The sequence below is a fragment of the Streptomyces mutabilis genome, from assembly GCF_014649815.1.
Taxonomy (GTDB): domain Bacteria; phylum Actinomycetota; class Actinomycetes; order Streptomycetales; family Streptomycetaceae; genus Streptomyces; species Streptomyces mutabilis.
The window spans coordinates 452,047-478,647 of the sequence record NZ_BMTT01000001.1; the positions used below are offsets into that span (position 1 = coordinate 452,047).

Genomic DNA, 26,601 nt, shown 5'->3' on the forward strand with positions numbered 1-26,601 from the left:
ATTGTCCCGCACGGCCGCTGCAGTTCGGTTGCCCGCCCCGCTCGGCCGCTCGCCTACTCGGCCTGCAGGACCAGCAGCGCCAGGTCGTCCTCCGGGGGCCGCGCCCCGAACTCGTGCACCAGCCGCCTGATCCGCTCCGCGACCAGCCCGGCGTCCAGGCCCGCGCAGTCGGCGAGCGCCGCGGCGAGCCCGTCCCCGTCGTCGAACTGGCGGGAGCCGCTGCGCCGCTCGGTGACCCCGTCCGTGACGCAGAGGAGGGTGTCGCCGGAGCACAGCTCGAAGGTCTCGCTCGTGTACGTCACGTCCTCGACGACGCCGAGCAGGGTCTGCGGTTCGGCGACCGCCCGGACGGCGCCGTCCGGGCCGAGGAGGAGGGGCAGCGGGTGCCCGGCGGAGGCGAGGGTGCAGTGGACGCCGCCGTCGTGCGGGACCAGTTCGCCGTAGAGCAGGGACAGGAAACGGGTCTGCGGTCCGTCGCCCGGGGCAACCGGTGGGCCACCGACGGCGACCAGGGCGCGTGCGGCGGCGTCGGCGGCCTCGGTGGCGTCGTCGAGGAGGAGCTGGTTGAGGCGGTCCAGGACGTCGGGGACGCCGTACTCCTCGCGGGCCAGCAGCCGCAGCCAGGGCCGGGCGAGCCCGATGACGACGGCGGCTTCGGGACCTTTGCCCTGGACGTCTCCGACGGCGAAGCACCAGCGGCCGTCACCGGCCGGGAAGAGGTCGTAGAAGTCACCGCTGGGGCCGCCCTTGTCGCACGGTTCGTACACGAGGGCGCTGCGCACGCCGGGGATCTCGGCGACGGCGCCGGGCAGCAGGCCGCGCTGGAGGACGGCGCTGATGGTGGCCTGGCGGGCGTACTGACGGGCGGCGCCGATGGCGAGTGCCACACGGCGGCTGAGGTCCTCCACCAGGCCGGTGATCTCGTCGGGGAAGCCGGCGGTACCGGTCCGTCCGATCACCAGGGTGCCGAGCGGCCGGCCCCCGGCGATCAGGCGGTAGGCGAGCGCGGCGCCGTGGACGCCGTCCGGGCCCAGCGCCTCGCCGGGCCAGGGGTGGGCGACGGGTCCGGAGCGCCACGGGTCGCGCGGGCGGGGCGGGTCCTTCTCCAGGGCGCGGCGCAGTTCCTCGATGAGGCTCTCACTGCCGTGCCAGACGCGGGCCAGCCGTGCCCCCACGACCGCCCCCGGGGCGTCGCTCCAGGCCCCCCGGCCCAAGGACTCGTCCTCCAGCCACACCGCGCACCAGTCGGCGAGCCGCGGCACGATCAGCTGACCGGCGAGGGAGGCGACCAGGTCCTCGTCGAGCTGCCCGGCCAGCAGATCGGAGGCCTCGGCGAGGAAGGACAGGGCGCCGCGGCCCAGCCACTCGCGGTCGCGGATGCCGCGCCGGCCCGTCCCGGTCTCCCGCCCCGGCGGTGGACCGGCCGCGGCTCCGGTGAACCGCGGGTCGTCTTCCTCCTCGTACGCCTCGGTCCGCGCGGCGGTCCGCACCGCGTACGCCGCCTCCGCGGCTTCCGTCGTCTCCGCATCGGCGCCCGTGGCGCGCAGCCGCGCCCAGACCGTTTTGGTGCCCGGGCGGTAGGTGATGCCCCAGGCCTCCGCGAGCGCGGCGACGAGCCGCAGGCCCCTGCCGTACTCGGGAGTCTCCTGCGGCGTCTCCTGGTCGCCGCTCCTCGGCGCCCGGGAGGGGTGGTGGTCCGTGGCCTCGACGACGAGGGTGCCGGTCTCCTCCAGCCGGCAGACCACCTCGACGTCGGTGCCGGCGTGCACGACGGCGTTGGTGACCAGTTCGCTGACGGCCACCAAGGTGTCGGCGGTGAGATGCTCGGTCAGCTGGTCCGTGCCGGGCAGGCCGAGCGCGGACCAGTCGGCGAGTGCGGCCCGCACCATCGCGCGGGCGGCGCCCGGGGCCAGGGAGCTGCCGAGCAGGGTCACGTGCGCCCGCGCGCTTTCCTTGACGGATGCGCCGGCAGGGCGCGCGGGCGCACCAGTGGCGCGGGAGACGATCTCCCGTTGCGTCGGAATGGCCCCCATGGACGGCTCCCCGGGCAGTGCGTGCGCATGCTTCGCAGTCAGTGCCGACTAGAGTGACAGACCGGCCCCGCCCATAAGCGCGGAGTTACCGAAGTGAACCGCCATGGGTGAGATTCGTGGTAGGCGAACACTCGAAAGTGGCCGAAAGCCGGACGGTTTCGGGCATTCGCCGTACGGATCACGACGTCCGGGCCCGGGCTACGCTTCCCGCGACCCCTCGTACATCTCCTCGATCAGGTGCTTGTACTCCCGCTCGACGACCGGCCGCTTCAGCTTCAGGCTCGGCGTGATCTCGCCGTGCTCGACGTCCAGGTCGCGGGGCAGCAGGCGGAACTTCTTGATGGTCTGCCAGCGCTGGAGGCCCTGGTTGAGCTGCTTGACGTAGCCGTCGACCATCTCGACGGTCGCGGGGGCCGCGACGATCTCCGCGTACGCGTTGCCCGCCAGCCCATTCTCCTTCGCCCACTGCGTGATGGCGATCTCGTCGAGGGCGATCAGCGCGGTGCAGAAGTTCCGGTCGGCGCCGTGGACCAGAATGTTGGAGACGTACGGGCATACCGCCTTGAACTGGCCCTCGACCTCGGCGGGCGCGATGTACTTGCCGCCCGAGGTCTTGATGAGGTCCTTCTTGCGGTCGGTGATGCGCAGGTAGCCGTCGGGCGAGAGCTCGCCGATGTCGCCGGTGTGGAACCAGCCGTCGGACTCCAGCACCTCGGCGGTCTTCTCGGGCAGCTTGTGGTAGCCCTCCATGATGCCGGGGCCGCGCAGCAGGATCTCGCCGTCGTCGGCGATGCGCACCTCGGTGCCGGGCAGCGGCTTGCCGACCGTGCCGGTGCGGTAGGCCTCGCCGGGGTTGACGAAGGAGGCCGCGGAGGACTCGGTGAGGCCGTAGCCCTCCAGAATGTGGATGCCGGCGCCGGCGAAGAAGTAGCCGATGTCGGGGGCGAGGGCGGCCGACCCGGAGATGCAGGCACGCAGGTTCCCGCCGAAGGCCTCGCGGATCTTGGCGTAGACGAGCTTGTCGGCGACGGCGTGCTTGGTGCGCAGGCCGGCGGGGGCGCTCGCGGTGCCGGTGCGCTTGAAGTTGTCCTGGGTGACCTTGGCGTACTCACGGGCCACGCCGACCGCCCACTGGAAGATCTTGTACTTCGCCCCGCCGCCCGCACGGGCCTTGGCGGCGACGCCGTTGTAGACCTTCTCGAAGATGCGGGGCACGGCCGCCATGTAGGTCGGCTGGACCACCGGAAGGTTCTCGATGATCTTGTCGACGCGGCCGTCGACGGCGGTGATGTGACCGGCCTCGATCTGGCCGGAGGTGAGCACCTTGCCGAAGACGTGCGCCAGCGGCAGCCACAGGTACTGCACGTCGTCCTTGGTGACCAGGCCGGTCGCCGCGATCGCCTTCGCCATGTACGACCAGTTGTCGTGCGGGAGGCGGACGCCCTTGGGCCTGCCGGTGGTACCGGACGTGTAGATGAGGGTGGCGAGCTGGTCCTTGGTGAGTGCGCCGACCCGCTTCCTGACCAGCTCGGGGTCCTTCTCCAAGCGGGCGGCGCCCCGGCGCTCCAGCTCGTCGACGGTGAGGACCCAGTCCTCGGAGGTGTCGGCGCCGGTCGCGTCGATCACCACGACGTGGGTGAGGTCGGGCAGCTCGGCCCGCCTCTCCTTCGCCTTGGCCAGCTGCGCGGCGTCCTCCGCGATCAGCACCCGGCTCTCGGAGTCGGAGAGGATGTACGCCGACTCGTCGGCGTTGGTCTGCGGGTAGACGGTGGTCGTCGCGGCGCCGGCGCACATGATGCCGAGGTCGGCCAGGATCCACTCCAGGCGGGTGGAGGAGGCGAGTGCCACGCGCTGCTCGGGCTGCACGCCCAGCTCGATCAGACCGGCCGCGATCGCGTAGACCCGCTCGGCGGCCTGCGCCCAGGTCAGCGACTTCCAGTCGTCCGGTCCCTCACCCGACGCGGACGGCACCGGGTAGCGGTACGCCTCGGCGTCCGGCGTGGCCGCCACCCGCTCCAGGAAGAGCCCCGCCACGGAGGGCGGACGGTTCTCGATCAGTGTCTGTGTGTCGCTCACGACATCCTCCGTGGGCCCGCGACGGCGCGGCTTGCTCAGGTGCGGCTGGATTCACTCTCGGGCGGTGGTCGGGCTGGGGCTCGGACGGTTGCCCGATCACTTGTTTAACTCACGAGTAACTACGGGGCAGGCATCAGCGTAAAGGGCGAGTGGCCTCGGCGTAAGAGTCCGCACCCTGTCACTTCCTACAGATGCGCGCCCGTGACGTGCGAAGGGACCCGCCGCACTTTCGTACGACGGGCCCCTAGGTGGCCGATTTGCCCGGACTCGGCGTGCGGCGGGTGCGGTGTGGCGGCTACTTCTTGCCCTTGCCCGACCCCGCGCTGTCGTCGCTCGACAGCACCGCGATGAAGGCCTCCTGAGGAACCTCCACGGAACCCACCATCTTCATCCGCTTCTTGCCTTCCTTCTGCTTCTCCAGCAGCTTCCGCTTACGGGAGATGTCACCGCCGTAGCACTTGGCCAGGACGTCCTTGCGGATGGCGCGGATGGTCTCGCGGGCGATCACCCGGGAACCGATGGCGGCCTGGACCGGCACCTCGAAGGCCTGGCGCGGGATCAGCTCCTTGAGCTTGGCGACGAGCCGGACGCCGTACGCGTACGCCTGGTCCCTGTGGGTGATCGCCGAGAAGGCGTCCACCTTGTCACCGTGCAGCAGGATGTCGACCTTGACCAGGCTGGAGGTCTGCTCGCCGGTGGGCTCGTAGTCGAGGGAGGCGTAACCGCGGGTCTTGGACTTCAGCTGGTCGAAGAAGTCGAAGACGATCTCCGCGAGCGGGAGGGTGTAGCGGATCTCCACCCGGTCCTCGGAGAGGTAGTCCATGCCGAGCAGGGTGCCGCGCCGGGTCTGGCACAGCTCCATGATCGCGCCGATGAACTCGGTCGGCGCCAGGATCGTGGCGCGCACGACCGGCTCGTACACCTCGTTGATCTTGCCCTCGGGGAACTCGCTCGGGTTGGTGACCTCGACCTCGGTGCCGTCCTCCATGACCACGCGGTAGATCACGTTGGGCGCGGTGGCGATCAGGTCGAGTCCGAACTCGCGCTCCAGGCGCTCCCGGATCACGTCGAGGTGGAGCAGGCCGAGGAAGCCGACGCGGAAGCCGAAGCCGAGGGCGGCGGAGGTCTCGGGCTCGTAGACCAGGGCGGCGTCGTTGAGCTGGAGCTTGTCCAGGGCCTCGCGCAGCAGCGGGTAGTCGGAGCCGTCCAGCGGATACAGGCCGGAGAAGACCATCGGCCTGGGGTCCTTGTAGCCGCCGAGCGCCTCCTCGGCACCCTTGTGCTGGCTGGTGACGGTGTCACCGACCTTGGACTGGCGGACGTCCTTCACGCCGGTGATCAGGTAGCCCACCTCGCCGACGCCCAGACCGTCGGCGGAGAGCATCTCCGGCGAATTGGTGCCGATCTCCAGCAGTTCGTGCGTGGCGCCGGTGGACATCATCCGGATGCGCTCGCGCTTGTTGAGCTGGCCGTCGATGACGCGGACGTACGTCACGACACCGCGGTAGGAGTCGTAGACCGAGTCGAAGATCATCGCGCGGGCGGGGGCGTCCTTGACGCCGACCGGGGCGGGGACCTCGGCGACGACCTTGTCCAGCAGCGCGTCGACGCCGAGGCCGGTCTTGGCGGAGACCTTGAGCACGTCGTCGGGGTCGCAGCCGACCAGGTTGGCGAGCTCCTCGGAGAACTTCTCGGGCTGCGCGGCCGGCAGGTCGATCTTGTTCAGCACGGGGATGATCGTGAGGTCGTTCTCCATCGCCAGGTAGAGGTTGGCGAGGGTCTGGGCCTCGATGCCCTGGGCTGCGTCGACGAGGAGGATGGTGCCCTCGCAGGCGGCGAGCGAGCGCGAGACCTCGTAGGTGAAGTCGACGTGCCCCGGGGTGTCGATCATGTTGAGGATGTGCGTGTTGCCCTCGTCGTGGGACGGGGCCCACGGAAGTCGCACCGCCTGGGACTTGATCGTGATGCCGCGCTCGCGCTCGATGTCCATGCGGTCGAGGTACTGGGCGCGCATCTGCCGCTGCTCGACCACACCGGTCAGCTGGAGCATCCGGTCGGCGAGCGTCGACTTGCCGTGGTCGATGTGCGCGATGATGCAGAAGTTGCGGATCAGAGCCGGGTCGGTACGGCTCGGCTCGGGCACATGGCTAGGGATCGCGGGCACGCAGGGTCCTGATTCTTGAGGCGTCCGCAGTGTCTGCGGTCTCGGGTCGGATCTATACGTAGCTTCCATCGTCCCACGGGTGCGGGGCTGGGATGGGTTTGGGAGGGGTTGCGGGCGGGATCGGGGGCGGATCGAGTCCGGTGGGGGGGCCGTTGGGGTGCCGACTCCGGCTGGGTTCGGGGCCGGGGCGGGCCCGGTGCGGGGCCGGGCTTGGGCCGGGTTTGGGCGGGCTGAGCGGCCGCTGGTAGTGTGGGGGGCTGTGTCTCATGCCCTCTCAGCGCGAGGCACTCCTTCAAGAAATCACCGGCACGGGAGCCTCGCGGCCTCGTGCCTGAACCTGCAAAGGCTCATTCGTGGCGAACATCAAGTCCCAGATCAAGCGGAACAAGACCAACGAGAAGGCCCGGCTGCGCAACAAGGCCGTCAAGTCCTCTCTGAAGACCGCGATCCGCAAGGCTCGTGAGGCCGCTGCCGCGGGCGACGTCGAGAAGGCCACCGAGTACCAGCGCGTTGCTGCGCGCCAGCTCGACAAGGCCGTCTCCAAGGGCGTCATCCACAAGAACCAGGCCGCCAACAAGAAGTCGGCCCTGGCGCAGAAGGTCGGCGCCCTCAAGGGCTGAACCTCTTACCTGATCTGAATCGCCGGAAGGACCCAGGGCGGGCCCTCTCTCATCCGCTCCCGTCCGGCACCCAGGATCCATGCGCGGCCTGCGTTCGCCACGCGGGCATGGATCCGCGAGCTTTGTCCGAAGGCCCCGGTGGCCGTCCTTCCCCAGGACGGACGCCGGGGCCTTCGGTGTGAGCGGCTGTCCGGCACGGATCACGCGCGTCCGTCTGGCCCAGGTTGCGCGCGCCTGTCCGACCCGGGTTACGCGCGCCCTCGGGAACGCGCCGCCCGCGCGATGGTCACCACACACTTCTCCAGGGCGTACTCGGGGTCGTCCCCGGCGCCCTTCACCCCCGCGTCCGCCTCGGCCACCGCGCGCAGGGCCACGGACACGCCGTCCGGGGTCCAGCCGCGCATCTGCTGCCGGACGCGGTCGATCTTCCACGGCGGCATGCCCAGCTCGCGGGCGAGGTCGGCGGGGCGTCCGCCGCGGGCGGAGGAGAGCTTTCCGATGGCCCGCACGCCCTGGGCGAGCGCGCTGGTGATCAGCACCGGCGCCACTCCGGTCGCCAGCGACCAGCGCAGCGCCTCAAGGGCCTCCGCCGCCCGTCCCTCGACCGCCCGGTCGGCGACGGTGAAGCTGGAGGCCTCGGCCCGGCCGGTGTAGTACCGCCCGACGACGGCCTCGTCGATCGTCCCCTCGATGTCGGCCGTCAGCTGCGACACCGCCGAGGCCAGCTCGCGCAGGTCGCTGCCGATCGCGTCGACCAGGGCCTGGCAGGCCTCGGGGGTGGCCGACCGTCCGACTGCGCGGAACTCCGCCCGCACGAAGGCGAGCCGGTCCGCGGGCTTCGTCATCTTGGCGCACGCCACCTCGCGCGCGCCCGCCTTGCGCGCGGCGTCCAGCAAGCCCTTGCCCTTGGCGCCGCCCGCGTGCAGCAGGACGAGGGTGATCTCCTCGGCGGGGGCTCCCAGGTAGGCCTTGACGTCCTTGACCGTGTCGGCGGACAGGTCCTGCGCGTTGCGTACGACCACGACCTTGCGCTCGGCGAAGAGCGAGGGGCTGGTGAGCTCGGCGAGGGTGCCGGGCTGCAGCTGGTCGGAGGTCAGGTCGCGTACGTCCGTGTCGGCGTCGGCGGCCTTCGCGGCGGCCACCACCTCCTGCACGGCACGGTCGAGCAGGAGGTCCTCTGGGCCCACGGCAAGGGTCACCGGGGCGAGAGGGTCGTCATTCGCAGTCTTCCTGGCCATCGCGACAAGCATCGCACGCACCACTGACAACGCCCCCCCGGCGGGCGTGCCGGCGCGGACGGGAACCGTCGGCAGGCCCTACGGCTCCTCGCGCCAGCCCTCCCACTCCCCCGCGAACTCGTCGAGCTCCCCGGGGTCCAGGCGCTCCTCCTCGTCACGCAGTACCACGAGCCACTGGGCGTCCTCGGCGTCGTCCTCGCCGGCCAGGGCGTCCCGGACCAGCAGGGGCTCCTCGTCGAGGCCGAACCGCTCCCCGAGCGCCTGGGCCACCTCCTCGGCGGCCTCGCGGTCGGGCAGCACCAGCACATGTCTCACGTCACTCACGGATGCCATTGTCGGGCACCGCGCGAAAGCCGGAACGGGAGGTCACTCTTGGGCACGATCTGCACGTCGAGGTCGATCCGGATGCCGGGGCCGACGACGGCGATGCCGCGCGCCGGCATCGTCTGCCAGCTGACCGTGAAGTCGTCGCGGTGCAACTCGGTGGTGGCACGGCAGGCCGCCCGCGTCTCACCCTCCATGCCGTTGCCGAGGCCGAGGTACTCGGCGTCCAGCGTGACCGTGCGGGTCACTCCGTGCAGGGACAGAGTGCCGGTCACCGCCCACCGGTTGCCGCCCCGGTGCGTGAACTTCTCGCTGTAGAACTCCAGCGTCGGGAACCGCTGCACGTCCAGGAAGTCGGCGGATCGCAGGTGGTCGTCGCGCATCTTCACGTCGGTGTCGATGGACGCCGCGTCGATCACCACGTGCATCGCCGACTGATCCATGTCCTCGCCGATGCGCACCGCGCCGGCGAACGCGTTGAACCGGCCGTGGACGCGGGAGAGCCCGATGTGCCGCGCGGTGAACGCGATCGAGGAGTGCGTCGGCTCGATCTCCCGGTCCCCCGGCGCCGGCAGCTGCGCGGGCTGGGCCACCTGCAGGGTCACGTCGCCGAGCGACGCCGGCGCGTCCCCGGTGACCGTCGCGGACGCCCGGTAGGGCGTGTAGCCCTCGGCGGACTCGGCAAGCCGGTACTCCCCCGCGGGCACCGTCGCCAGGAACGACCCGAAGGGGTCCGTCCCGCCACCGATCACCTTGCGCCCCATGGTGTCGCTGACCGCGAACTCAGCGTTCGGCACCGGCTCGTCGACGGGGTCGAGGACCCGGCAGCTGAGTACTCCCCCGTTCGGCGGAGTCGGCACCGCGGCGAGGGGACCCGTCCGTTGCATGCGCTTCGTTCGGCTTCCCAGCAAGGGGCCGATCATCTGCGACACCCTCTGCGAGACGTTGACGAATTCGTTGACGAAGAAACAGTCGATCACCGATGGGGCTTTCGAGGCAACACGGACCCACATCACGGGAAACCGGCACATGTACAGGGAGTACGCACGAGTGCCCGGGAGTCGGCGATCTCACCGATCCCGGCCCGATTCCTCACGGGCGACACCCGGCTCCGTCACGGGCCGGCCCCGCCTCCTCGTCGGCGGGGCCGTTCTCCTCATCGAGGACCCTGTCCCGTCATCCGCCGGGTACTGCCGGCACCTCGTCGAGGTGGACGCCGAAGCGGTCCCGGTACGCCGCCAGCACCTCCTCGTCCGTCGCCAGTTCGCGCTCCTCCCGCCCGCCGTCGGGGGTGGTCGTCGTGAGCCTGCGCCCGCTGAGCGTGATCCTTCCTCCGTCCTCCGTGAGCCGCGAGCACACCGGCGACCGCAGGAAGTGCGACCGCGGCGAGGTGCTGTGCCACCACGCGCCGGACACGAAGTCGCCGAGCACCCTCGGGCGCGGTTCCACCCGGTACACGGCCTCCCCGTCGCGCAGCACGTCCAGGTCGGCCGCCCGGGGCGAGTCGTGCCCGCCGCGCACCCCGGCCTCGTCCGGTCCCGCCTCGACGATCCGGAACGTCCCCCCGGGGTCCTCCTGCTCGCCCCGCTCCGCGAACTCCAGCGGACCGTGGCTGTGCGCCCCGAACCCGACGTCCGCCAGCCAGTCGCCTCCGTCCACCGTTCGCACGAGCAGCGCCAGATGGTCGTACGGAATCCCGAGTGCTCCCCCCTCCCCGTACACCCGCGCCGCGAGCAGCGTGACCTCGTACCCGAGCGCGGTCAGCAACGCACCGAAAAGACCGTTGAGTTCGTAGCAGAACCCGCCTCGCCCTGCGCCCACGACCTTGTCCAGCAGCCGCTCCTCCTGCAGCACGATCTCCTCGCCCAGGTGGACGGAGAGGTTCTCGAACGGCACCGTCCGCAAATGACGCAGGTGCAGCTCGCGCAGGGCATCGAGGGTGGGCCACGCCGGGTACTCGGCTCCCAGCCGGCGGAGGTAGGCGTCGACCTGTGGTGTGTCCATGGCCCTCAGTCTCCCGCCACCCGCAGCGCCCCGCCCGTGCCGGTGACCGCCAGCGGCCCGTCCCGGTCCGTACGCAGCACCAACGCGCCGCCGGACCGCAGCACCTCGACGGTGGCGGGCGCCGGGTGCCCGTACGTGTTGTCCTCACCGCAGCTGATGAGCGCCAGCCGCGGGGCCACCTTGCGCATGAGGCCGGGATCCTGGTGGGCGGAGCCGTGGTGGGCCACCTTCAGGACGTCGACCCCTTCCAGCGCCGCAGCCGCCGGTGAACTCGCCAGCCGTTGCTGGGCCGGCGGTTCCAGGTCCCCGAGCAGCAGCAGACGCAGCCCGGCCGTCCGCACCAGCAGAGTGACGCTGGCGTCGTTGGGCCCTTCCGTGCCCTCCCATGGGGCCGGTTGCGGACTCGACGGTGAGCCCGGCACCGCGCCCGACGGTGCCGGCGGCGACGGCTTCGGTGGCGGCGGTGGCCACACCACCTGCCAGGACAGCGGACCGGTACGCCGCCGTTCCCCGGCGGCGGCGTGCCGCAGGGGGACCCCCCGGGCCATCGCCTGCCTGCGGACGAAGCCGGCCTGGTCCGCGGGCTCTTCGAGGGCAGTGGTCTCGATCGCCCCCACCGAGCGCCCCCGCAGCACCCCGGGCAGCCCCGCCACGTGGTCGGCGTGGAAGTGGGTCAGCACCACGAGCGGAACCCGGGTGACGCCGAGCGAGCGCAGACAGTGGTCGACCAGTGCCGGGTCGGGCCCGGCGTCCACGACCACGCCCGTGCCCCCACCCGCCGCCAGCACCAGCGCGTCGCCCTGTCCCACGTCGCACATCACCATCCGCCAGCCCTGCGGGGGCCACCCCTTGATCACCCGGGCCAAGGGCGGCGGCTGCACCACCGCCAGCACCAGCACCACCGCGACCGCACCGCACCACCAGGGACGCGCCGGCAGGCGCCGGACCAGGAACAGCACCCCCAGCGTGGCCAGCGCGAGCAGCGCCGCCCCGGCCCAGCTGCCCGGCCAGTCCACTCCCGCGCCGGGCAGCGCGGCGCCGGTGCGGGCGATCGCCGCGATCCACTCGGCCGGCCAGCCTCCGCACCAGGCCAGGCCCTCGGCCACCGGCATGGCCGCCGGTGCCGTCGCCAGCGCGGCGAAACCCAGCACCGTGGCCGGTGCCACCGCGAACTCCGCGAGCAGGTTGCACGGCACCGCCACCAGGCTCACCCGCGCCGACAGCACGGCTACGACCGGCGCGCACAGGGCCTGCGCCGCGCCGGCGGCGGCCAGCGCCTCGGCGAGCCGCGGAGGAACCCCCCGTCGGCGCAACGCCGCGCTCCACCGCGGGGCGAGCGTGAGCAGCGCCCCGGTGGCCAGCACGGAGAGCAGGAAGCCGTAACTGCGGGCCAGCCACGGGTCGTACAGCACCAGCAGCAGCACGGCCGTCGCCAGCGCCGGGAGCAGGGATCTGCGGCGCCCGGTGGCCAGGGCCAGCAGGGCGACGCCACCGCACGCGGCGGCCCGCAGCACGCTCGGGTCGGGACGGCACACGACGACGAAGGCCAGCGCGAGCATCCCGCCGAGCAGCGCGGTCGTCCGCAGGGAGATACCGAGACGTGGTGCGAGCCCCCGGCGTTCGCTGCGCTGGGCCAGCCCGGGCGGTCCGAGCAGCAGGGCGAGCACGATCGTGAAGTTGGCTCCGGACACGGCCAGTGTGTGCGCGAGGTCGGTCTCCTTGAACGCCTCCTCCAGCTCGGGTGTGATGCGCGAGGTGTCCCCGACGACCAGCCCCGGCAGCAGGGCCCGCGCGTCCGCAGACAGGCCGTCGGTGGCCTCCCGCAGACCGGCCCGCAGCCGTCCCGCGAACCGCTGCGCGCCCGACGGCCCGGCCACCACGTCCGGTGCCTTCCCATCGCCCCGTACCCGCAGCACGGCGGCGACGCGGTCCCCGCGCGTCCTCGGGGGCGCCGCGCGGGCGGTGACCCGGAGCCGTGTGGTGGGCAGCAGTTCCAGCCAGTGCGCGCTGCCGGGACCGGCACGGGGGTTCGGCACGTCGCCCGGGGCGCGCGGTGGGGCAGGCCCCTGTCCCCTCGCTCCCCCTTGGTCCGACCCCTCGTCCCCGCCCACGTCGACGAGCATCAGCACCGGCGTCCGTGTCAGCACCTCCCTTCCGCCGGCCTCGGTCACCCGTCGTACGTCGCCCTCGATCAACACGGTGGGCGGCACCGCCCGGTTGCCCCGGACCCGGGGCCGGGTGAGGCCGGGGTCGGCGGTGACCTCGACCTCCGCGGTGACGGTGGCGTACTGCCGGGCCAGCTCCGGTACGGGCCCGCGGCGCAGGTCGGCGCCGTGCAGCCCGGCCGAGGCCGCGGACGCGGCGACGCAGAGGAGAACGGCGGCGACCGACGCGCGCGGCCGTCCGCGCGCGGGACTCGGTCTCCCCGCCCTCAGCAGCAGTGCGCCTGCCACGACCAGACCGACCGTCACGGTGCCCACGGCCCACCCGGTGGGCGCGTCCAGCGTCAGCGCCGCCGTGGCCCAGGCGGCGAGGGCGGGCGCCACCAACCGCAGATCCACGGGCCCTTCCTGCCGGGGGTGGGCCGCCCCGAGCCGGTGCCCGGACGCGGCGTGCACGGCCGCGCGCGCAGGCGCCGTCCCGTCGGACGAGGACCGCTGCGTGGCCGGCCGCCCGGCGTCCGTGCCGTTGTCGGCACCCGTCTGCGCGTCCGTCCCGGTGCTCATGGCCGCACGAGGTTCCGTAGGTCGGCGAAGCGGCGTTCGCCGATGCCGTTGACCTCACGCAGTTCGTCGACCGAGCGGAAGCCGCCGTGCCGGGCGCGGTAGTCGATGATGTGCTGGGCCAGCACCGGGCCGACGCCCGGGAGGGTGTCGAGCTGGTCGGCGGTCGCCGTGCTGAGGGAGACCGGCGCCGCGGGTGCCGCTCCCGCAGCCGCGCCACCCGGGCCACCCGGGGCGGTACCGCCGGGGACGGCCCCCGTGGCCTGTGCGGGGGCGCCGACGATCACCTGCTCACCGTCCACGAGGAAGCGAGCGCGGTTCAGCCCGTCTGTCCTGGTGCCCGGCCGCACGCCCCCGGCGGCGCGCAGGGCGTCCGCGACCCGTGAACCGGCCGGAAGGCGGTGGACCCCGGGCTCGCGCACCTTGCCGCCGACGTCGACCACGATTTCGGCCCCGGTCGTCGCCGTCGCCGTGCCCTCGGTCGGGCCCTCGGCAGCTGCGTCGTCGTCGGCCACCTCACCGCTCCCGTCGGCACCGTACGCCGCCGCCTCCCGTACCACCTCGGGCGCCGACACGGGCTGTGTCCGGCCGGTCCGGAAGTGCTGCACGGCGAAGACCGCCGCGACGACGAGCAGCACCGTGAGCGCGGCTGCGCTGCGCCGTTCCATCCCGCACCGCGTCTGCAGCCACACCGGCATCCGCTCCCGCAGAGCATGCCCGGCGCGTTCCCGCCAGGTGGCCGCGTCGCCGTCCGCACCGCCCGCGGTCCGCATGCCGCCCACGGCACCGACTTCGGCACCCGCGGCGTCGGAGACGTGCGCGGCCTCGACGGCGCCCGGTCCGGCCTCTGCCCGCCCGCGTTCTCCCGCCTGCCGCACCTCGACAGGTGGGCCCTTCCCCGACTCGCCCCGCGAGCCGGGACGTTCGCCGAAGATCGCCTCCGCGCGGAGACGGAGGTCGTCCGCGGGCACGCGACGGCGTCCGTGCCGTGCCCGCACGGGCGGGCCGGAGCCAGAGCGCGAGCGGGTGCGGGATACGCGGCGGTGTCGTAGCCGGCCGTCGGAGGCCGGTTCGCGGCCGGGGCCGCTGGTCGCGTTCGCTGTACGTGAGCGTGATCGAAGAGCCATGCGAGGAGGATCCGACACCTCGCCCGACCCGCGATGATCTTGCTCGCTTTCCGGGGACTACTCGCGGGTTGTGGACAACTCCGTCCCTCACCCGGGTGACATGACGGACCTCACCGGGGCAGCCCGGCGCCGCCTCACCGCGACGAGACCACGACCCCCAGCAACCCCGGCCCCGTATGCGCCCCGATCACCGCACCGACCTCGCTCACATGCAGGTCGGCCAGGTCCGGCACCCGGTCCCGCAGACGCTCCGCCAGGGCCGACGCCCGGTCGGGGGCGGCGAGGTGGTGTACGGCGATGTCGACGGGTGCGCCGCCCGCGCGGTCAGCGACGATCTCCTCCAGCCGCGCGATGGCCCTGGACGCCGTGCGTACCTTCTCCATGGGCTCGATGCGGCCACCGTCCAGCCGCAGCAGCGGCTTCACCGCGAGCGCGGATCCGAACAGTGCCTGGGCGGCCCCGATCCGACCGCCCCGGCGCAGGTAGTCGAGGGTGTCGACGTAGAAGTACGCGGAGGTGCCCGCGGCCCGCTTCTCGGCGGCCGTCACGGCCTCGTCCACCGTGCCACCCGTCTCCGCGGCCTCCGCCGCGGCGAGCGCGCAGAACCCGAGGGCCATCGCGATCATGCCGGTGTCCACGACCCGCACCGGGACCGGTGCCTCACGCGCGGCGACGACGGCCGCGTCGTACGTGCCCGAGAGTTCCGCGGAGAGGTGGAGGGAGACGATGCCGTCGGCGCCGGACTCGGCGATCCGGCGGTAGGCCGCGGCGAAGAGCTCGGGGGCGGGCCGGGATGTGGTGACCGGCCGCCGTTTCTGCAGGGCCTGGGCCAGCGAGCGGGTCGAGATCTCGGTGCCCTCTTCCAGTGCCTGGTCGCCGAGGACGACGGTCAGGGGTACCGCGGTGATGCCGTGCCGCTCCATCGTCCGGGCCGGGAGGTAGGCCGTTGAATCCGTGACGATCGCGACATGGCGGGACATGAGCTGGAGGTTACCTGCCGTAGCGCCCCTCCGGCAGCCCGGCCCCGACGACCGGCGCCCACCGGGCCGTGATCAGGTCGTGCTCTCCGGGCGGGCCTTCTTCTGCCACGGGTACACGGGGCTCGGAGCGGGTGGGTCGATGACCGGCCGCGCCGGCTCCTCGGCCGGCTCGGGCCGCGGGACCTTAGGCCAACTCTGCGGGGCGGGCGGGGCGTCGGCGGCCGGCGCCTGGGGCCAGGACGGCGGCGCGGCGGCGGGCTCCGTCTCGGTCCAGTGCCGCAGGGCGCCGGCCTCGACGTCGATCTGTGCGCTCAGCGAGTCCAGGTCGTCGTCGGCGAAGCGGTGGGCCCGGTCGTGGGCCGCCCAGCGCAGGGACTCGGCGGAGCGGGTGATGCGCTCGGTGCGTTCCCGCAGCTCGGGCAGGCGCTGGGCGAGCGCGGCACGGTCGGGCTCGGACTCCAGCCGCTTGAGCTCGCCGTCCAGCTCGAACCCGTGCGCGCTGAGCCGCTCGAAGAGTGCGAGGGACTCCTTGAGGGACTCGTCCTCGGCCACGCGCGCGTGCAGCGCGTCCTGTGTGGCCCGCATCGACGTGCGCAAGGTCAGCCGCAGCTGGGCCAGCTCGGCCGCCGGACCCACCTGGACGAGGGACCTGGCCCGCAGGGTGTGGTCCTCGACGGTGCGGCGGGCCTGGGTGATGCCGCGGTCCACGCTGCGCTTGGCCGCGCCGACGGCCTTGACCGTGGCGTAGACCCCCAGCACGACGGCGAGCAGGAAGAGCAGGGCGAATACCGTGATCACTGCTTCCACGAAGCTCCTCCTCCGAGCGTCCGGCCCGCGCACCGGCGGACCACGGCGCTCTCCGCGCCGCTCTTCCACGGTAAACGCAGCGGACAGGCCCGAGGTTCCGACGGAACCCCGAACCTGCCCGCACTCATCCCTGAACCGGCCCTGAAGAGCACCTAGGGGACTACCCCGGCATCACGCCGGAACGATGTTCACCAGCTTCGGCGCCCGCACGATCACCTTGCGGATGCCGGCCCCGCCCAGCGCGGCCACGACCTTCTCGTCGGCCAGCGCCACCTTCTCCAGGTCCTCGTCGGAGATGGACGGGGCGACCTCCAGGCGCGCCTTGACCTTGCCCTTGATCTGGACGACGCAGGTGACGGTCTCGTCGACCACGTACGCCGGGTCGGCCACCGGGAAGTCCTGGTGGACGACCGAGTCGGTGTGGCCCAGCTTGCGCCACAGCTCCTCGGCGACGTGCGGGGCCAGCGGCGCGACCAGCAGCACCAGGCGCTCGGCGACCGTCCGCGGGACGGGGCCGCCTACCTTCGTCAGGTGGTTGTTCAGCTCGGTGACCTTGGCGATGGCGGTGTTGAACCGCATGCCCTCCAGGTCCTGCCGCACGCCGTCGATGGCCTTGTGCAGGGCGCGCAGGGTGTCCTCGTCGATGTCGGACTCCGCCACGTCGACGACCGTCACCTCGCCGGTGTTCTCGTCGACGATGTTCCGCCACAGCCGCTGCAGCAGCCTGAACTGGCCGATCACCGCGCGGGTGTCCCACGGCCGGGACACGTCCAGCGGGCCCATGGCCATCTCGTACAGGCGCAGGGTGTCGGCACCGTACTCGGCGCAGATCTCGTCCGGGGTGACCGCGTTCTTCAGGGACTTGCCCATCTTGCCCAGCAGCCGGGAGACCTTCTCGCCCTGGTAGTAGTAGGCGCCGTCGCGCTCCTCCACCTCCGCGGCGGGTACGGCGATGCCGCGTGCGTCGCGGTAGACGTAGGCCTGGATCATGCCCTGGTTGAACAGCTTGTGGAACGGCTCGGCGGAGGAGACGTGCCCCAGGTCGAACAGGACCTTGGACCAGAAGCGTGCGTACAGCAGGTGCAGCACGGCGTGCTCGGCGCCGCCGACGTACAGGTCGACGCCACCGTGCGGCAGGCCCTCGCGCGGGCCCATCCAATACTGCTCGGTCTCCGGGTCGACCAGCCGCTCGCCGTTGTGCGGGTCCAGGTAGCGCAGCTCGTACCAGCAGGAGCCGGCCCAGTTGGGCATGGTGTTGGTCTCGCGCCGGTACTTCTTCGGGCCGTCGCCCAGGTCCAGGGTGACGTTGACCCAGTCCTCGTTGCGCGACAGCGGCGTCTCGGGCCGGGTGTCCGCGTCGTCGGGGTCGAAGGTCCGCGGCGAGTAGTCCTCGACCTCGGGCAGCTCCAGGGGCAGCATCGACTCGGGCAGGGCGTGGGCGATGCCGTCCTCGTCGTAGACGATCGGGAAGGGCTCGCCCCAGTAGCGCTGGCGGCTGAACAGCCAGTCGCGCAGGCGGAAGTTGACGGTGCCCCGGCCGGCGCCGGACCGCTCCAGCCACTCGGTGATGCGGGCCTTGGCCTCGACGACGGGCAGGCCGTCCAGGCTGACCTCGTCGTTCGACGAGTTCATGATCTTCGCGTCGTAGGAGGCGAGTGCGTCCTTCCACGTCGAGGTGTCGGTGCCGCGGCCGTCGGTCGGCTCGACGATGCAGCGGATCGGCAGCTCGAAGGCGCGAGCGAACTCGAAGTCGCGCTGGTCGCCGGCCGGGACGGCCATGATCGCGCCGGTGCCGTAGCCCATCAGCACGTAGTCGGCGATGAAGACCGGAACCTGCTCGCCGTTGACCGGGTTGGTGGCGTACGCGCCGATGAAGACGCCGGTCTTGTCCTTGGCCTCGGCCTGCCGCTCGACGTCGGACTTGGACGCGGCCTGCGCGCGGTACGCGGCGACGGCCTCGGCCGGGGTCGCGTGACCGCCGGTCCACACGTCGTGCGTGCCCTCGGGCCAGGCGCCCGGGGTGAACTTCTCGACCAGCGGGTGCTCGGGCGCCAGCACCATGTAGGTGGCGCCGAACAGGGTGTCGGGACGGGTGGTGAACACCGTGATGCGCTCGCCGTCGATCGGGAAGTCGACGCGGGCGCCCTCGGATCGGCCGATCCAGTTGCGCTGCTGCAGCTTGATCGCCTCTGGCCAGTCCAGCTCGTCCAGGTCCTCCAGCAGCCGGTCGGCGTAGGCGGTGATGCGCATGTTCCACTGGCGCAGCTTGGACTTGAAGACGGGGAAGTTGCCGCGCTCGGAACGGCCGTCGGCGGTGACCTCCTCGTTGGCCAGTACGGTGCCCAGGCCGGGGCACCAGTTGACGGGCGCGTCGGAGGCGTAGGCCAGGCGGTACTCGCCCAGGACGTCGGCGCGCTCGCCCTCGGTCAGCTCGCCCCAGGCGCGGCCGCCGGGGACGGCGCGCTCACCGGACTCGAACTGGGCGACCAGCTCGGAGATCGGGCGGGCCTTCTTCGCCTCGTCGTCGTACCAGGAGTTGAAGATCTGCAGGAAGATCCACTGGGTCCACTTGTAGTACTCCGGGTCGATCGTTGCGAACGACCGGCGCTTGTCGTGGCCCAGACCCAGCCGGCGCAGCTGGCTCTGCATGTTCTTGATGTTGGCCTCGGTGGACACGCGCGGGTGCGTGCCGGTCTGCACGGCGTACTGCTCGGCGGGCAGGCCGAAGGCGTCGAAGCCCAGGGTGTGCAAAACGTTGTGGCCGGTCATCCGCTGGAAGCGGGCGAAGACGTCGGTGGCGATGTACCCCAGGGGGTGGCCGACGTGCAGGCCCGCACCCGAGGGGTACGGGAACATGTCCATGATGAACTTCTTGGGCCTGGCGACCACCTCCGGGTCGCCCGCCAGGTCGCCCTCGGGGTTCGGCGCCGCGTAGGTCCCCTCGGCGTCCCAGAAGTCCTGCCAGCGTGCCTCGATCTCGGCGGCCATGGCCGCCGTGTAGCGGTGCGGCGCGGCGTCCGCCGTCACGGGGGCGGTCGCCGCGGGGTTCGTCTCGCTCATGATCCTCAAAGCTCCATCGATCGTCTCTGCCAGCGGCTGCGACATTCAAGACCAGCGGCTGCGACTGCCGGGAAATGAAAAATCCCCTCGCACAGGAGGGGACGCCGCGCCGATTCCGACCGCCGGAACGGACCGGGGTCGGGACTGATCAGCGCGGCTCGCTAAGCAGAAGGCGTACGGCACGCATGGCGCCAGGGTACCGCAGTCGCCGAGCGGGCCGCGACGGGCTTCCCTCGGAGCCCTGGTTCGCCGCCCACCGGCCGCCGGACTCCGCCCGTCGGCCGGAAACCTGGACCAAGGCCAAAGGTTACTTCGCGTAACTACCGCTAAAGGACAACACCACGAGCGCATTGTCGTTCGATAACAACGCAATAACTCAAACCCCGTACCCGTGGGTATGGCGCCACTTAGAGTGCGGCAGCGGGACCGCTTTCCCGAACCGCTCGGAGTCGCCCCGATGAACCCTCCCCTGATCCATCCCCGCAGCGACAGCTCACCCCCTCCCCGCGCGTCCCTGACGTGGGGAGGCATGCCGTGGTGACGAACGACAGTACGGTGGACGACACCTTCGCGGAGTACCTGGACTTCGGTGCCGGCGTCCTCTCCCTCGTCCTCCTGAGCTGCTCCGTGATCTGGGGGCTGGTCGCCCAGGACCGGATCGTCCTCGACGCCCGCCGGCGCATCCTGGCCCAGGCGGTGCACCGGAGCACCGCCGTCACCTCGGTGGTGCTCCTGCTGGTGCACATCGGGGTCAAGCTGGCGCTGGACCACACCACCTGGGTCGCCGCGGTGATCCCCTTCGGCCTGCTCGCCACGGACGACGAGGCGTTCGGGGGCCGGTCCGTGCTCATCGGCTTCGGCACCCTGGCCAGCATGCTCATGATCTTCGTGGGCGTCACCGGCGCCCTGCGCAACCGCTTCGCCACCCCGGCGCCGGTGGCCTCGCGCTGGCGGGCCATGCACATGCTGGCCTACCCGGCATGGTGCCTGGCCCTGCTGCACGGGCTCTACGCGGGTCGCGCGGCGAAGCCGCTGTTCACGGTCCTGTACGGCCTGTCCGTACTCGGTGTCATGGCGGCCCTGGCGCTGCGCGCGGCACCCCGCCAGCGCAGGGTCGCCGACCGGATCGCCGCCTTCTTCGGCACCGCCGAGCGGAACGCCCGTGAGGAACCGGAGGGCCGGTCCCGGGCCACGGCCGCCGCGCTGCCGGGCCACCAGAGCCCCACGGCGTCCAGGCCGCGCGGCAGGTACCCGACCGCACCACTCTACGAGCCCGCGGAGCGACTCGCGCCCTCGGAGCCCGCCGGCGGCTTCGCGGCGGCCTACCGTGCCGTTTCCGGCCCCTCCAGAGGACGCGGCCGGCCGCTGACGACCGACGCGACCGCTGCCACCCGGCTGCCACCGGACATGCGGCCCACCGAGGCGGTGCCCGTCGCGGACGGTGGCGGCAGCACGTCGGGAAGCTGGCCGATACCGTCACCGCCCCCGGTCGGGGAGGCACCCCCGTCGGCGTACGACCCGCTCAACGACACGGGACACACCATCCCCGTCTATGGCAATACGGACACCGCGGGTCATTCCTCGGGCCACGGCTCGAGTGACGTGTACGACACGGGTGAGACGAACGCCGTCCACGACGCGTACTACCCGAACGACACGTACGACAGCGGTCCCACCACTGAACCGACCCCCGGTGCACCCCGGGGCGCGTCGTCCCGCGACGCGTCCTGGGACTTCGACGCACCGGGTTCGGGCGAACCTTGGAACACGCCATCCGGAGGCCATTGAGTGAACGAGGCCCTGCCCGACGTCCCGGAAGTCCGCGTGGTCGGCCTTCCCCAGCTCACGTCGGGCTTCGACCTTGTCGAGCGCCTGGACCTGCCCATGCACCTGAAGGTGCACGGGCCGCTCGAACCGATGGGCGGGGAGCATCTGGCGCAGCTCTCCGAACGCGTCAACCTGAGGGGCCGCGGCGGCGCGGGCTTCCCCTTCCACAAGAAGCTGCGCTCGGTCGCCGAGTCCGCCATCAAGCGCGGCGTACGGCCGGTCGTGGTCGTCAACGGCAGCGAGGACGAGCCGGCCTGCCGCAAGGACACAGTGCTCATCAACCGTGCCCCGCACCTGATCCTGGACGGCGCGCTGCTGTGCGCCGAGGCCATGGGCGCCCGCACCCTCGTCATCGGCGTCACCCGTGAGTCCACCCAGCGCTCCATGGAGGCCGCCCTCGCCGAGCGCGGGCTGAGCAACGGACGCCGTTCCGCACTCCGCGCGCGCGTGCAGCGCAACCCGGTGCGCATGGTCACCGGCGCGGCGGCCTCGCTGATCCGCTCCATCGACGGCGGCCCGGCCGTCCCGCCCGGCCGCAAGGTTAGCGCATCCAGGAGCGGCGTGGGCGGCGCGCCGACCCTGCTGTCCAACGCCGAGACCTTCGCCCAGCTGGCGATCGCCGCCCGCATCGGCCCCGAGCGCTACGGCACCACCGGCCTGTACGACGAGCCGGGGACCGTCATGCTCACCGTGTCCGGGGCGGTCGCCCGTCCGATGGTGATCGAGGTGCCGACGGGGGTTCCGCTGCGCTACGTCCTCCAGCTGGCCGGCGCCCCGCCGGTGCCGCAGGGGGTGCTGACCGGCGGCTACCACGGCAAGTGGATCGACGCGGCGGCCGTCGACGAGGCGATCGTCTCCCGCAACTCGCTGCAGCAGGCGGGCGGCTCGCTCGGCGCGGGCGCGATCCTGCCGATCGGTCAGGACACCTGCCCGCTGGGCGAGTCACTGCGGGTGGCCCATTGGCTGGCGGAGGAGAGCGCCGGCCAGTGCGGCCCCTGCTACCTCGGCCTGCCGGCCGCCGCGCGGGGACTCGAGGACATCCTGAACGGCGGCGGTCCGGCCGCGCTGGAGGCGGTCAAGCAGGTCGCGCGGAACGTGAAGCGGCGCGGCGCCTGCTCGCACCCGGACGGCTCGGCGATGTTCCTGGAGTCGACCGTCAAGGCGTTCACGGACGACCTGGCCGCCCATGTCCTGGGCACCGGCTGCGGACGGCCCGTCCAAGGTGTCCTGCCGCTCCTGGAGGGCGGGGGGACCCCTACGGGCATCCCGGGCGGCGACGGGGAGAACGGGCCCAGCCGGCAGAGGATTCACGTGGACTGGACGCTGTGCCGGGGCCACGGGCTGTGCGCGGACATCCTCCCGGAGGTCTTCCAGCTCGGCGCCGACGGCTTCCCGACCGTCGCACAGGCCGACGTACCGCGCTTCGCGGAGGCCAAGGCGGTCCGCGCGGTGCGCCGCTGTCCGGCGCTCGCACTGCGCATCGAGGAGGAGACCCGCGGCCAGGCCCCCTCCTCGCGCACCAACCTGCCGGAGCTGTCCCCGGGCAGGGGACGCAGGGCGCTCGGCCGCTGACACAAGAACGAACCCCCCGGAGTGATCCGGGGGGTTCGTTCACTGTGGAGCTAAGGAGAATTGAACTCCTGACCTCCTGCATGCCATGCAGGCGCTCTACCAACTGAGCTATAGCCCCTTGCTCTTTCGTCCGCCCGGTTTCCCCGGCGGCGACGCCAACATTACACGGTCCACCGGGCCCAACACCAAATCGTTTCCAGTTTGCCCGTTTTGCTCTCTTGTGGCGTCCGTATCGGAGAGCGCGCCGGGGATCGCTACGCCGTCACGAACGAGTAGAACCGCTTGAGCGTGCAGTGCTCCTCCAGGAGTCGGCCGTAGATCGGCTCGCCCTCGAGTTCGCGGTACGTCTCGATCGGGTCGCCCTTTATGATCAGCGCCCGCGCGCACTCCTCGCACCAGTACTGGTAGTCCGGGTTCACCGGCTCCATGTCCCGCACGATCGGGGTGCCGCTGCCGCACCAGTCGCACTTCCGCCTGTGTGCACCCATCGATCAGCTCCAGCTGTGGCCGCAGGCCGTGCACACGTATGAGATCCCGCCGTTGTCCCCGAGGACCTGGGCCACGTGCCCGGAACCACAGGAGGGGCAGAGAAGACGAGTGGCCGTGTTCCGTGTCACCGCTGAGCCGAGGAGGTGACCGACCTCCTCGAGGATGCTCGCAGGCATCGCCACTCCCTCCCGTCGGGTCGCGGTCCCCTTCCGGCCGTTTGATTCTGCCACGACCGGGCCAATACGGTCAGCGACGCCTCAGTACCGGTCCGGACACGGAGTCCACCGAGGTATACGCCTGTGGGACGCGTGTTGCTCAAGTGGACGCGCAAACGAGAAATCCCGCCCCCCGAGGGGGACGGGATTCGTCCTTGGGCTGTGGAGCTAAGGAGAATTGAACTCCTGACCTCCTGCATGCCATGCAGGCGCTCTACCAACTGAGCTATAGCCCCTTGCTGCCACCCGGCCGGGCCGAGTGGTGTTTCGCCCCGCTCGGCGGGGCGAACAAGAAGAACTTTAGCCTGCGACCTGCCGGAAAGTGAAATCCGGGTTCCCGTGCCCGCCCGGGACACGTCCCGGGCGCCCGGGGCCGGTCAGTCGTCGTCGCCGAGCACCGGTTCCGGCAGAGTGCCGGCGTTGTGCTCCAGCAGGCGCCAGCCCCGGGCGCCCTCCCCCAGGACGGACCAGCAGCAGTTGGTCAGGCCGCCCAGGCTCTCCCAGCTGTGCGGTTCCAGACCGAGCAGGCGGCCGATGGTGGTGCGGATCGTGCCGCCGTGGCTGACCACGACGAGCGTGCCGTCGTCGGCGAGCTTCTCGGCGTGCCGGAGCACGACGGGGGCGGCCCGGTCGGCGACCTCGGTCTCCAGCTCGCCGCCACCGCGGCGGACCGGCTCGCCGCGCTTCCACGCCGCGTACTCCTCGCCGTGCCGGGCGATGATCTCGTCGTGTGTCAGGCCCTGCCAGACGCCCGCGTAGGTCTCCCGCAGGCCCTCCTCCAGGGTCACGTCCAGGCCGGTGAGCGCCGCCAGCTCCGCGGCGGTGTGCGCGGCCCGGCGCAGGTCGGAGGCGACGATCGCGTCGGGCTTCAGGTGCACCAGGAGCCGGGCGGCGCGACGGGCCTGGGCGACGCCGGTCTCGGTGAGCTCGACGTCGGTGGTGCCCTGGAAGCGGCGCTCCACGTTCCACGAGGTCTGTCCGTGCCGCCACAGGATGACGCGCCGGCCGCGGCCGGGCCGGCCGGCCGTCACCTCACCGGTGGCGCTCACCGCCAGTCCCCGTCGGTGTCCGTCGCCTCCTCGGCGGCCTGGCGCTCGGCGTGCTCCTTCGCCTTGCCGCGGGTCTCCTTGGCGTCGGCGGGCAGCTCCAGCTCGGGGCAGTCCTTCCACAGCCGCTCCAGGGCGTAGAAGACGCGCTCCTCGCTGTGCTGGACGTGGACGACGATGTCGACGTAGTCGAGCAGGACCCAGCGGGCCTCGCGGTCGCCCTCGCGGCGGACCGGCTTGGCGCCGAGTTCCTTGTTGAGCCGTTCCTCGATCTCGTCGACGATCGACTTGACCTGGCGGTCGTTGGGCGCGGAGGCCAGCAGGAAGGCGTCCGTGATCGACAGCACGTCGCTGACGTCGTAGGCGATGACGTCGTGCGCGAGCTTGTCGGCTGCCGCCTGGGCGGCGGTGTTGATGAGTTCGATGGATCGGTCGGTCGCGGTCACTGCGTGGCTTTCGGTCGGCGGTCGTTTGACCTCAAGGGTCTCACGACCGCCGACGGCGGCCCACGTGATAAGCGTCCGCCCCTACGAGGACGGTTCGTAGTCCTGGCCGAGCACCACCGAGACCCTGGCGTTGGCAGAGACCTTGCCCTGCTCGACCGCCTCGGCGGACAGGCCCAGGGTCTTGGCGACCTGGACGGCGTTCTCCTTGTCGGCGGCCTCGGCGTAGACGACCTCCGACGTCGCCTGGGTGCCGGAGGCGGTGCCGCCCTCCAGGAAGGTGAAGCCGCCGTTGAGGAGGGTGACGCGGGCCTTGGCGGTGCGTTCCCCGTCGCCGGTGGCGTTGCGGACGGAGACGCTGACGGCGGCGTCCTTGTCGGGGCTCTTGGCGGTGCCGCCGAGGACGTCCTTGACGACGCTGTCACCGGCCTCGGCGCTGAGCCTGCCGTCGTCCTGGACGGGCAGCAGGGCGGTCCGGAAATCGCCGCCCTTGGCGAGGTCGGAGAGCCCCGCGAGGAAGGAGCCGAGGTCCTTCTCGGTCAGCGGCGGGTCGAGGATCAGCCCGAGGGTCTGGACGGTGGTCGTCGCGGCCTGCGGATCCGAGGACAGCTTGCGCAGCACGCCCTGCATGACCTGCCCGAACCGCTGCAGCTGGGCGTCGGCCTCCTCGCCCGAGCCGCGGTACGTGGCGTAGGCGACGGCCATCTTGCCGCTGAGGGTCTGGGCCTCCCCCTTGCGGACGAGGGGCGCGGCGCCCTTCTCATCGGCGTCCGGGTCGGGGACGTCGGTGTCGGTGTCGACCTCGATGTTGCCGACCAGGTCGACCAGGATCTGGAGGTAGGGGGTGTCGAGGCGCCAGGTGCCCTCGATGTCGGTGCCGAGGACCGTGTCGAGCGCGGTTCGGGTGGCGTCGGGGCCGGCCTCGTCGACGGACTTCGCGAGCGTGGTGGCGGTGCCGTCGTCCGCGGTCAGAGCGAGGGTGTTGGGCAGCAGGACGGCGGTGCCCTGCTTGGTCGTGGTGTTGTCTACGAGCAGCGCGGTGGAGGTGCCGCCGCCGTCGGTGTCGTGCAGGTGGACGGCGATCACGTCGCGCTTCTGGGCGCCCGCGGTCGTCGTACCGCCGGTCTTGTCGTTTGAGGCGGACATGCCGGGGAGCTTCCCGGCGTACCAGAGGTAGCCGACGCCGCCGACGGCGACCAGCGCCAGGACGACGACCAGGGCGACGACACGCGCGCGTGCGCGGCGCCGGGCCTCCTCGCGGCGTTCGGTGCGGTTCTCCGTGAACTTCATCCAGTCGATGACGTCCTCGGAGTCGTCGGTGGGCTCCTCGACGAAGGCGAACTGCTCGGTCCGGTACTCCCGGTCGGGTTCGGCACTTCCGCCGGAGGCCTCCGGTTCGTCGCGCGGGCCGGCCTGCTGCGGGATGTGCGCGGTCTGTTCGGCGACCTGGGGCTGCGGGCCGCCGGTGACCGCCTGACCGTAGGGGTCGTAGGGGTCGTACTGCTGTCCGGCCCGGCCGTCCCCGTACTGAGCGTCGGAGTGGCCCTCGTGGGCGGGAGCGGGCGGTTGCTGACCGGTGTCCCAGCCGGCCTGGGAGGCGTGGGCGTCGTAGGGCTGCTGCCCGCCCGTGGCGTACGGGTCGTAGCCGTAGCCCTGCTGGGCCTGCCCGCCGCCGTGCTGCTGCGGGTACGGGTCGTAGGGATCGTACGGCTGCTGGCCGCCGCTGTGGGCCTGGACCGGGGCCTGGCCCTGTGCCTGGCGGTACACGGGCCGGCCGTACTCGTCGTAGCCGACGAGTTCGTACTGGTCCCCGCCGCCGTATCCCGCGTCGTATCCCTCGTTCACCGGTGCCC

General features: G+C 72.0%; 19 protein-coding genes and 2 tRNA genes. 3 read left to right on the plus strand and 18 right to left on the minus strand.

Features of this window, described 5'->3' with window-relative positions:
- Positions 1–53: 53 nt before the first annotated feature.
- The 3 genes from IE142_RS02035 to lepA all read right to left on the minus strand — a co-directional run bounded on the left by IE142_RS02035 (position 54) and on the right by lepA (position 6,273).
- A complete protein-coding gene (locus IE142_RS02035) occupies positions 54–2,033 on the minus strand; it encodes a SpoIIE family protein phosphatase (RefSeq protein ID WP_191884100.1) in 1,980 nt (659 codons plus the stop codon).
- A gap of 198 nt (positions 2,034–2,231) precedes the next feature.
- The gene (locus tag IE142_RS02040) at positions 2,232–4,109 is read right to left on the minus strand and encodes an AMP-dependent synthetase/ligase (RefSeq protein ID WP_191884101.1); all 1,878 of its coding nucleotides are present in this window, start codon (positions 4,107–4,109) and stop codon (positions 2,232–2,234) included.
- 295 nt (positions 4,110–4,404) lie between these two features.
- On the minus strand, positions 4,405–6,273 hold the full coding sequence (lepA, locus tag IE142_RS02045; protein ID WP_043373050.1) for a translation elongation factor 4: 1,869 nt from the start codon (positions 6,271–6,273) through the stop codon (positions 4,405–4,407).
- A gap of 353 nt (positions 6,274–6,626) precedes the next feature.
- On the opposite strand from lepA, the gene rpsT reads away from it, so the two are divergent.
- Complete coding sequence (gene rpsT / locus IE142_RS02050; RefSeq protein ID WP_019326438.1) at positions 6,627–6,893, plus strand: 30S ribosomal protein S20; 267 nt, start codon at positions 6,627–6,629, stop codon at positions 6,891–6,893.
- Positions 6,894–7,141: 248 nt separating this feature from the next.
- On the opposite strand, the gene holA is transcribed toward rpsT, so the two are convergent.
- From holA to leuS, 9 genes are all read right to left on the minus strand, one after another.
- A complete protein-coding gene (gene holA, locus IE142_RS02055) occupies positions 7,142–8,131 on the minus strand; it encodes a DNA polymerase III subunit delta (protein ID WP_191884102.1) in 990 nt (329 codons plus the stop codon).
- A gap of 78 nt (positions 8,132–8,209) precedes the next feature.
- Positions 8,210–8,455 (minus strand): hypothetical protein, encoded by a 246-nt coding sequence (locus IE142_RS02060; RefSeq protein ID WP_191884103.1) that lies wholly within the window; start codon positions 8,453–8,455, stop codon positions 8,210–8,212.
- A complete protein-coding gene (locus tag IE142_RS02065; RefSeq protein WP_191884428.1) occupies positions 8,452–9,378 on the minus strand; it encodes a YceI family protein in 927 nt (308 codons plus the stop codon). The genes IE142_RS02060 and IE142_RS02065 overlap by 4 nt, the downstream gene beginning before the upstream one ends.
- 253 nt (positions 9,379–9,631) lie before the next feature.
- The gene (locus tag IE142_RS02070; protein WP_191884104.1) at positions 9,632–10,459 is read right to left on the minus strand and encodes an arylamine N-acetyltransferase family protein; all 828 of its coding nucleotides are present in this window, start codon (positions 10,457–10,459) and stop codon (positions 9,632–9,634) included.
- A gap of 5 nt (positions 10,460–10,464) precedes the next feature.
- Positions 10,465–13,185 carry a ComEC/Rec2 family competence protein gene (locus IE142_RS02075; RefSeq protein WP_191884105.1) on the minus strand — a complete coding sequence of 907 codons (2,721 nt, stop codon included), beginning with the start codon at positions 13,183–13,185 and terminating at the stop codon, positions 10,465–10,467.
- A complete protein-coding gene (locus tag IE142_RS02080) occupies positions 13,182–14,309 on the minus strand; it encodes a ComEA family DNA-binding protein (RefSeq protein ID WP_191884106.1) in 1,128 nt (375 codons plus the stop codon). The genes IE142_RS02075 and IE142_RS02080 overlap by 4 nt, the downstream gene beginning before the upstream one ends.
- 134 nt (positions 14,310–14,443) lie before the next feature.
- Positions 14,444–15,289, minus strand: a complete 846-nt coding sequence (locus tag IE142_RS02085; protein WP_191884107.1) for a DegV family protein — start codon at positions 15,287–15,289, stop codon at positions 14,444–14,446.
- Positions 15,290–15,361: 72 nt separating this feature from the next.
- On the minus strand, positions 15,362–16,096 hold the full coding sequence (locus tag IE142_RS02090) for a hypothetical protein (protein ID WP_191884108.1): 735 nt from the start codon (positions 16,094–16,096) through the stop codon (positions 15,362–15,364).
- 171 nt (positions 16,097–16,267) lie between these two features.
- On the minus strand, positions 16,268–19,156 hold the full coding sequence (gene leuS, locus IE142_RS02095) for a leucine--tRNA ligase (protein WP_191884109.1): 2,889 nt from the start codon (positions 19,154–19,156) through the stop codon (positions 16,268–16,270).
- A gap of 534 nt (positions 19,157–19,690) precedes the next feature.
- Between leuS and IE142_RS02100 the strand changes: the two genes are divergently transcribed.
- Positions 19,691–20,944 (plus strand): cytochrome b/b6 domain-containing protein, encoded by a 1,254-nt coding sequence (locus IE142_RS02100; protein WP_191884110.1) that lies wholly within the window; start codon positions 19,691–19,693, stop codon positions 20,942–20,944.
- Complete coding sequence (locus IE142_RS02105) at positions 20,945–22,555, plus strand: NADH-quinone oxidoreductase subunit NuoF family protein (protein WP_191884111.1); 1,611 nt, start codon at positions 20,945–20,947, stop codon at positions 22,553–22,555.
- A gap of 45 nt (positions 22,556–22,600) precedes the next feature.
- Here the strand turns inward: IE142_RS02105 and IE142_RS02110 are convergent.
- The 6 genes from IE142_RS02110 to IE142_RS02135 form a co-directional block, all read right to left on the minus strand.
- Positions 22,601–22,673 (minus strand) — tRNA-Ala (locus IE142_RS02110).
- Between the two features lie 136 nt (positions 22,674–22,809).
- A complete protein-coding gene (locus IE142_RS02115) occupies positions 22,810–23,043 on the minus strand; it encodes a hypothetical protein (RefSeq protein ID WP_003976229.1) in 234 nt (77 codons plus the stop codon).
- 379 nt (positions 23,044–23,422) lie between these two features.
- Positions 23,423–23,495: transfer RNA gene (locus tag IE142_RS02120), tRNA-Ala, on the minus strand.
- A 141-nt stretch (positions 23,496–23,636) separates the two neighbouring features.
- Complete coding sequence (locus tag IE142_RS02125; protein ID WP_043373019.1) at positions 23,637–24,308, minus strand: histidine phosphatase family protein; 672 nt, start codon at positions 24,306–24,308, stop codon at positions 23,637–23,639.
- On the minus strand, positions 24,305–24,751 hold the full coding sequence (gene rsfS / locus IE142_RS02130; protein WP_191884112.1) for a ribosome silencing factor: 447 nt from the start codon (positions 24,749–24,751) through the stop codon (positions 24,305–24,307). The genes IE142_RS02125 and rsfS overlap by 4 nt, the downstream gene beginning before the upstream one ends.
- Positions 24,752–24,832: 81 nt before the next feature.
- Positions 24,833–26,593, minus strand: coding sequence for an LCP family protein (locus IE142_RS02135; protein WP_191884113.1), 1,761 nt, complete (start codon positions 26,591–26,593; stop codon positions 24,833–24,835).
- Positions 26,594–26,601: the final 8 nt, after the last annotated feature.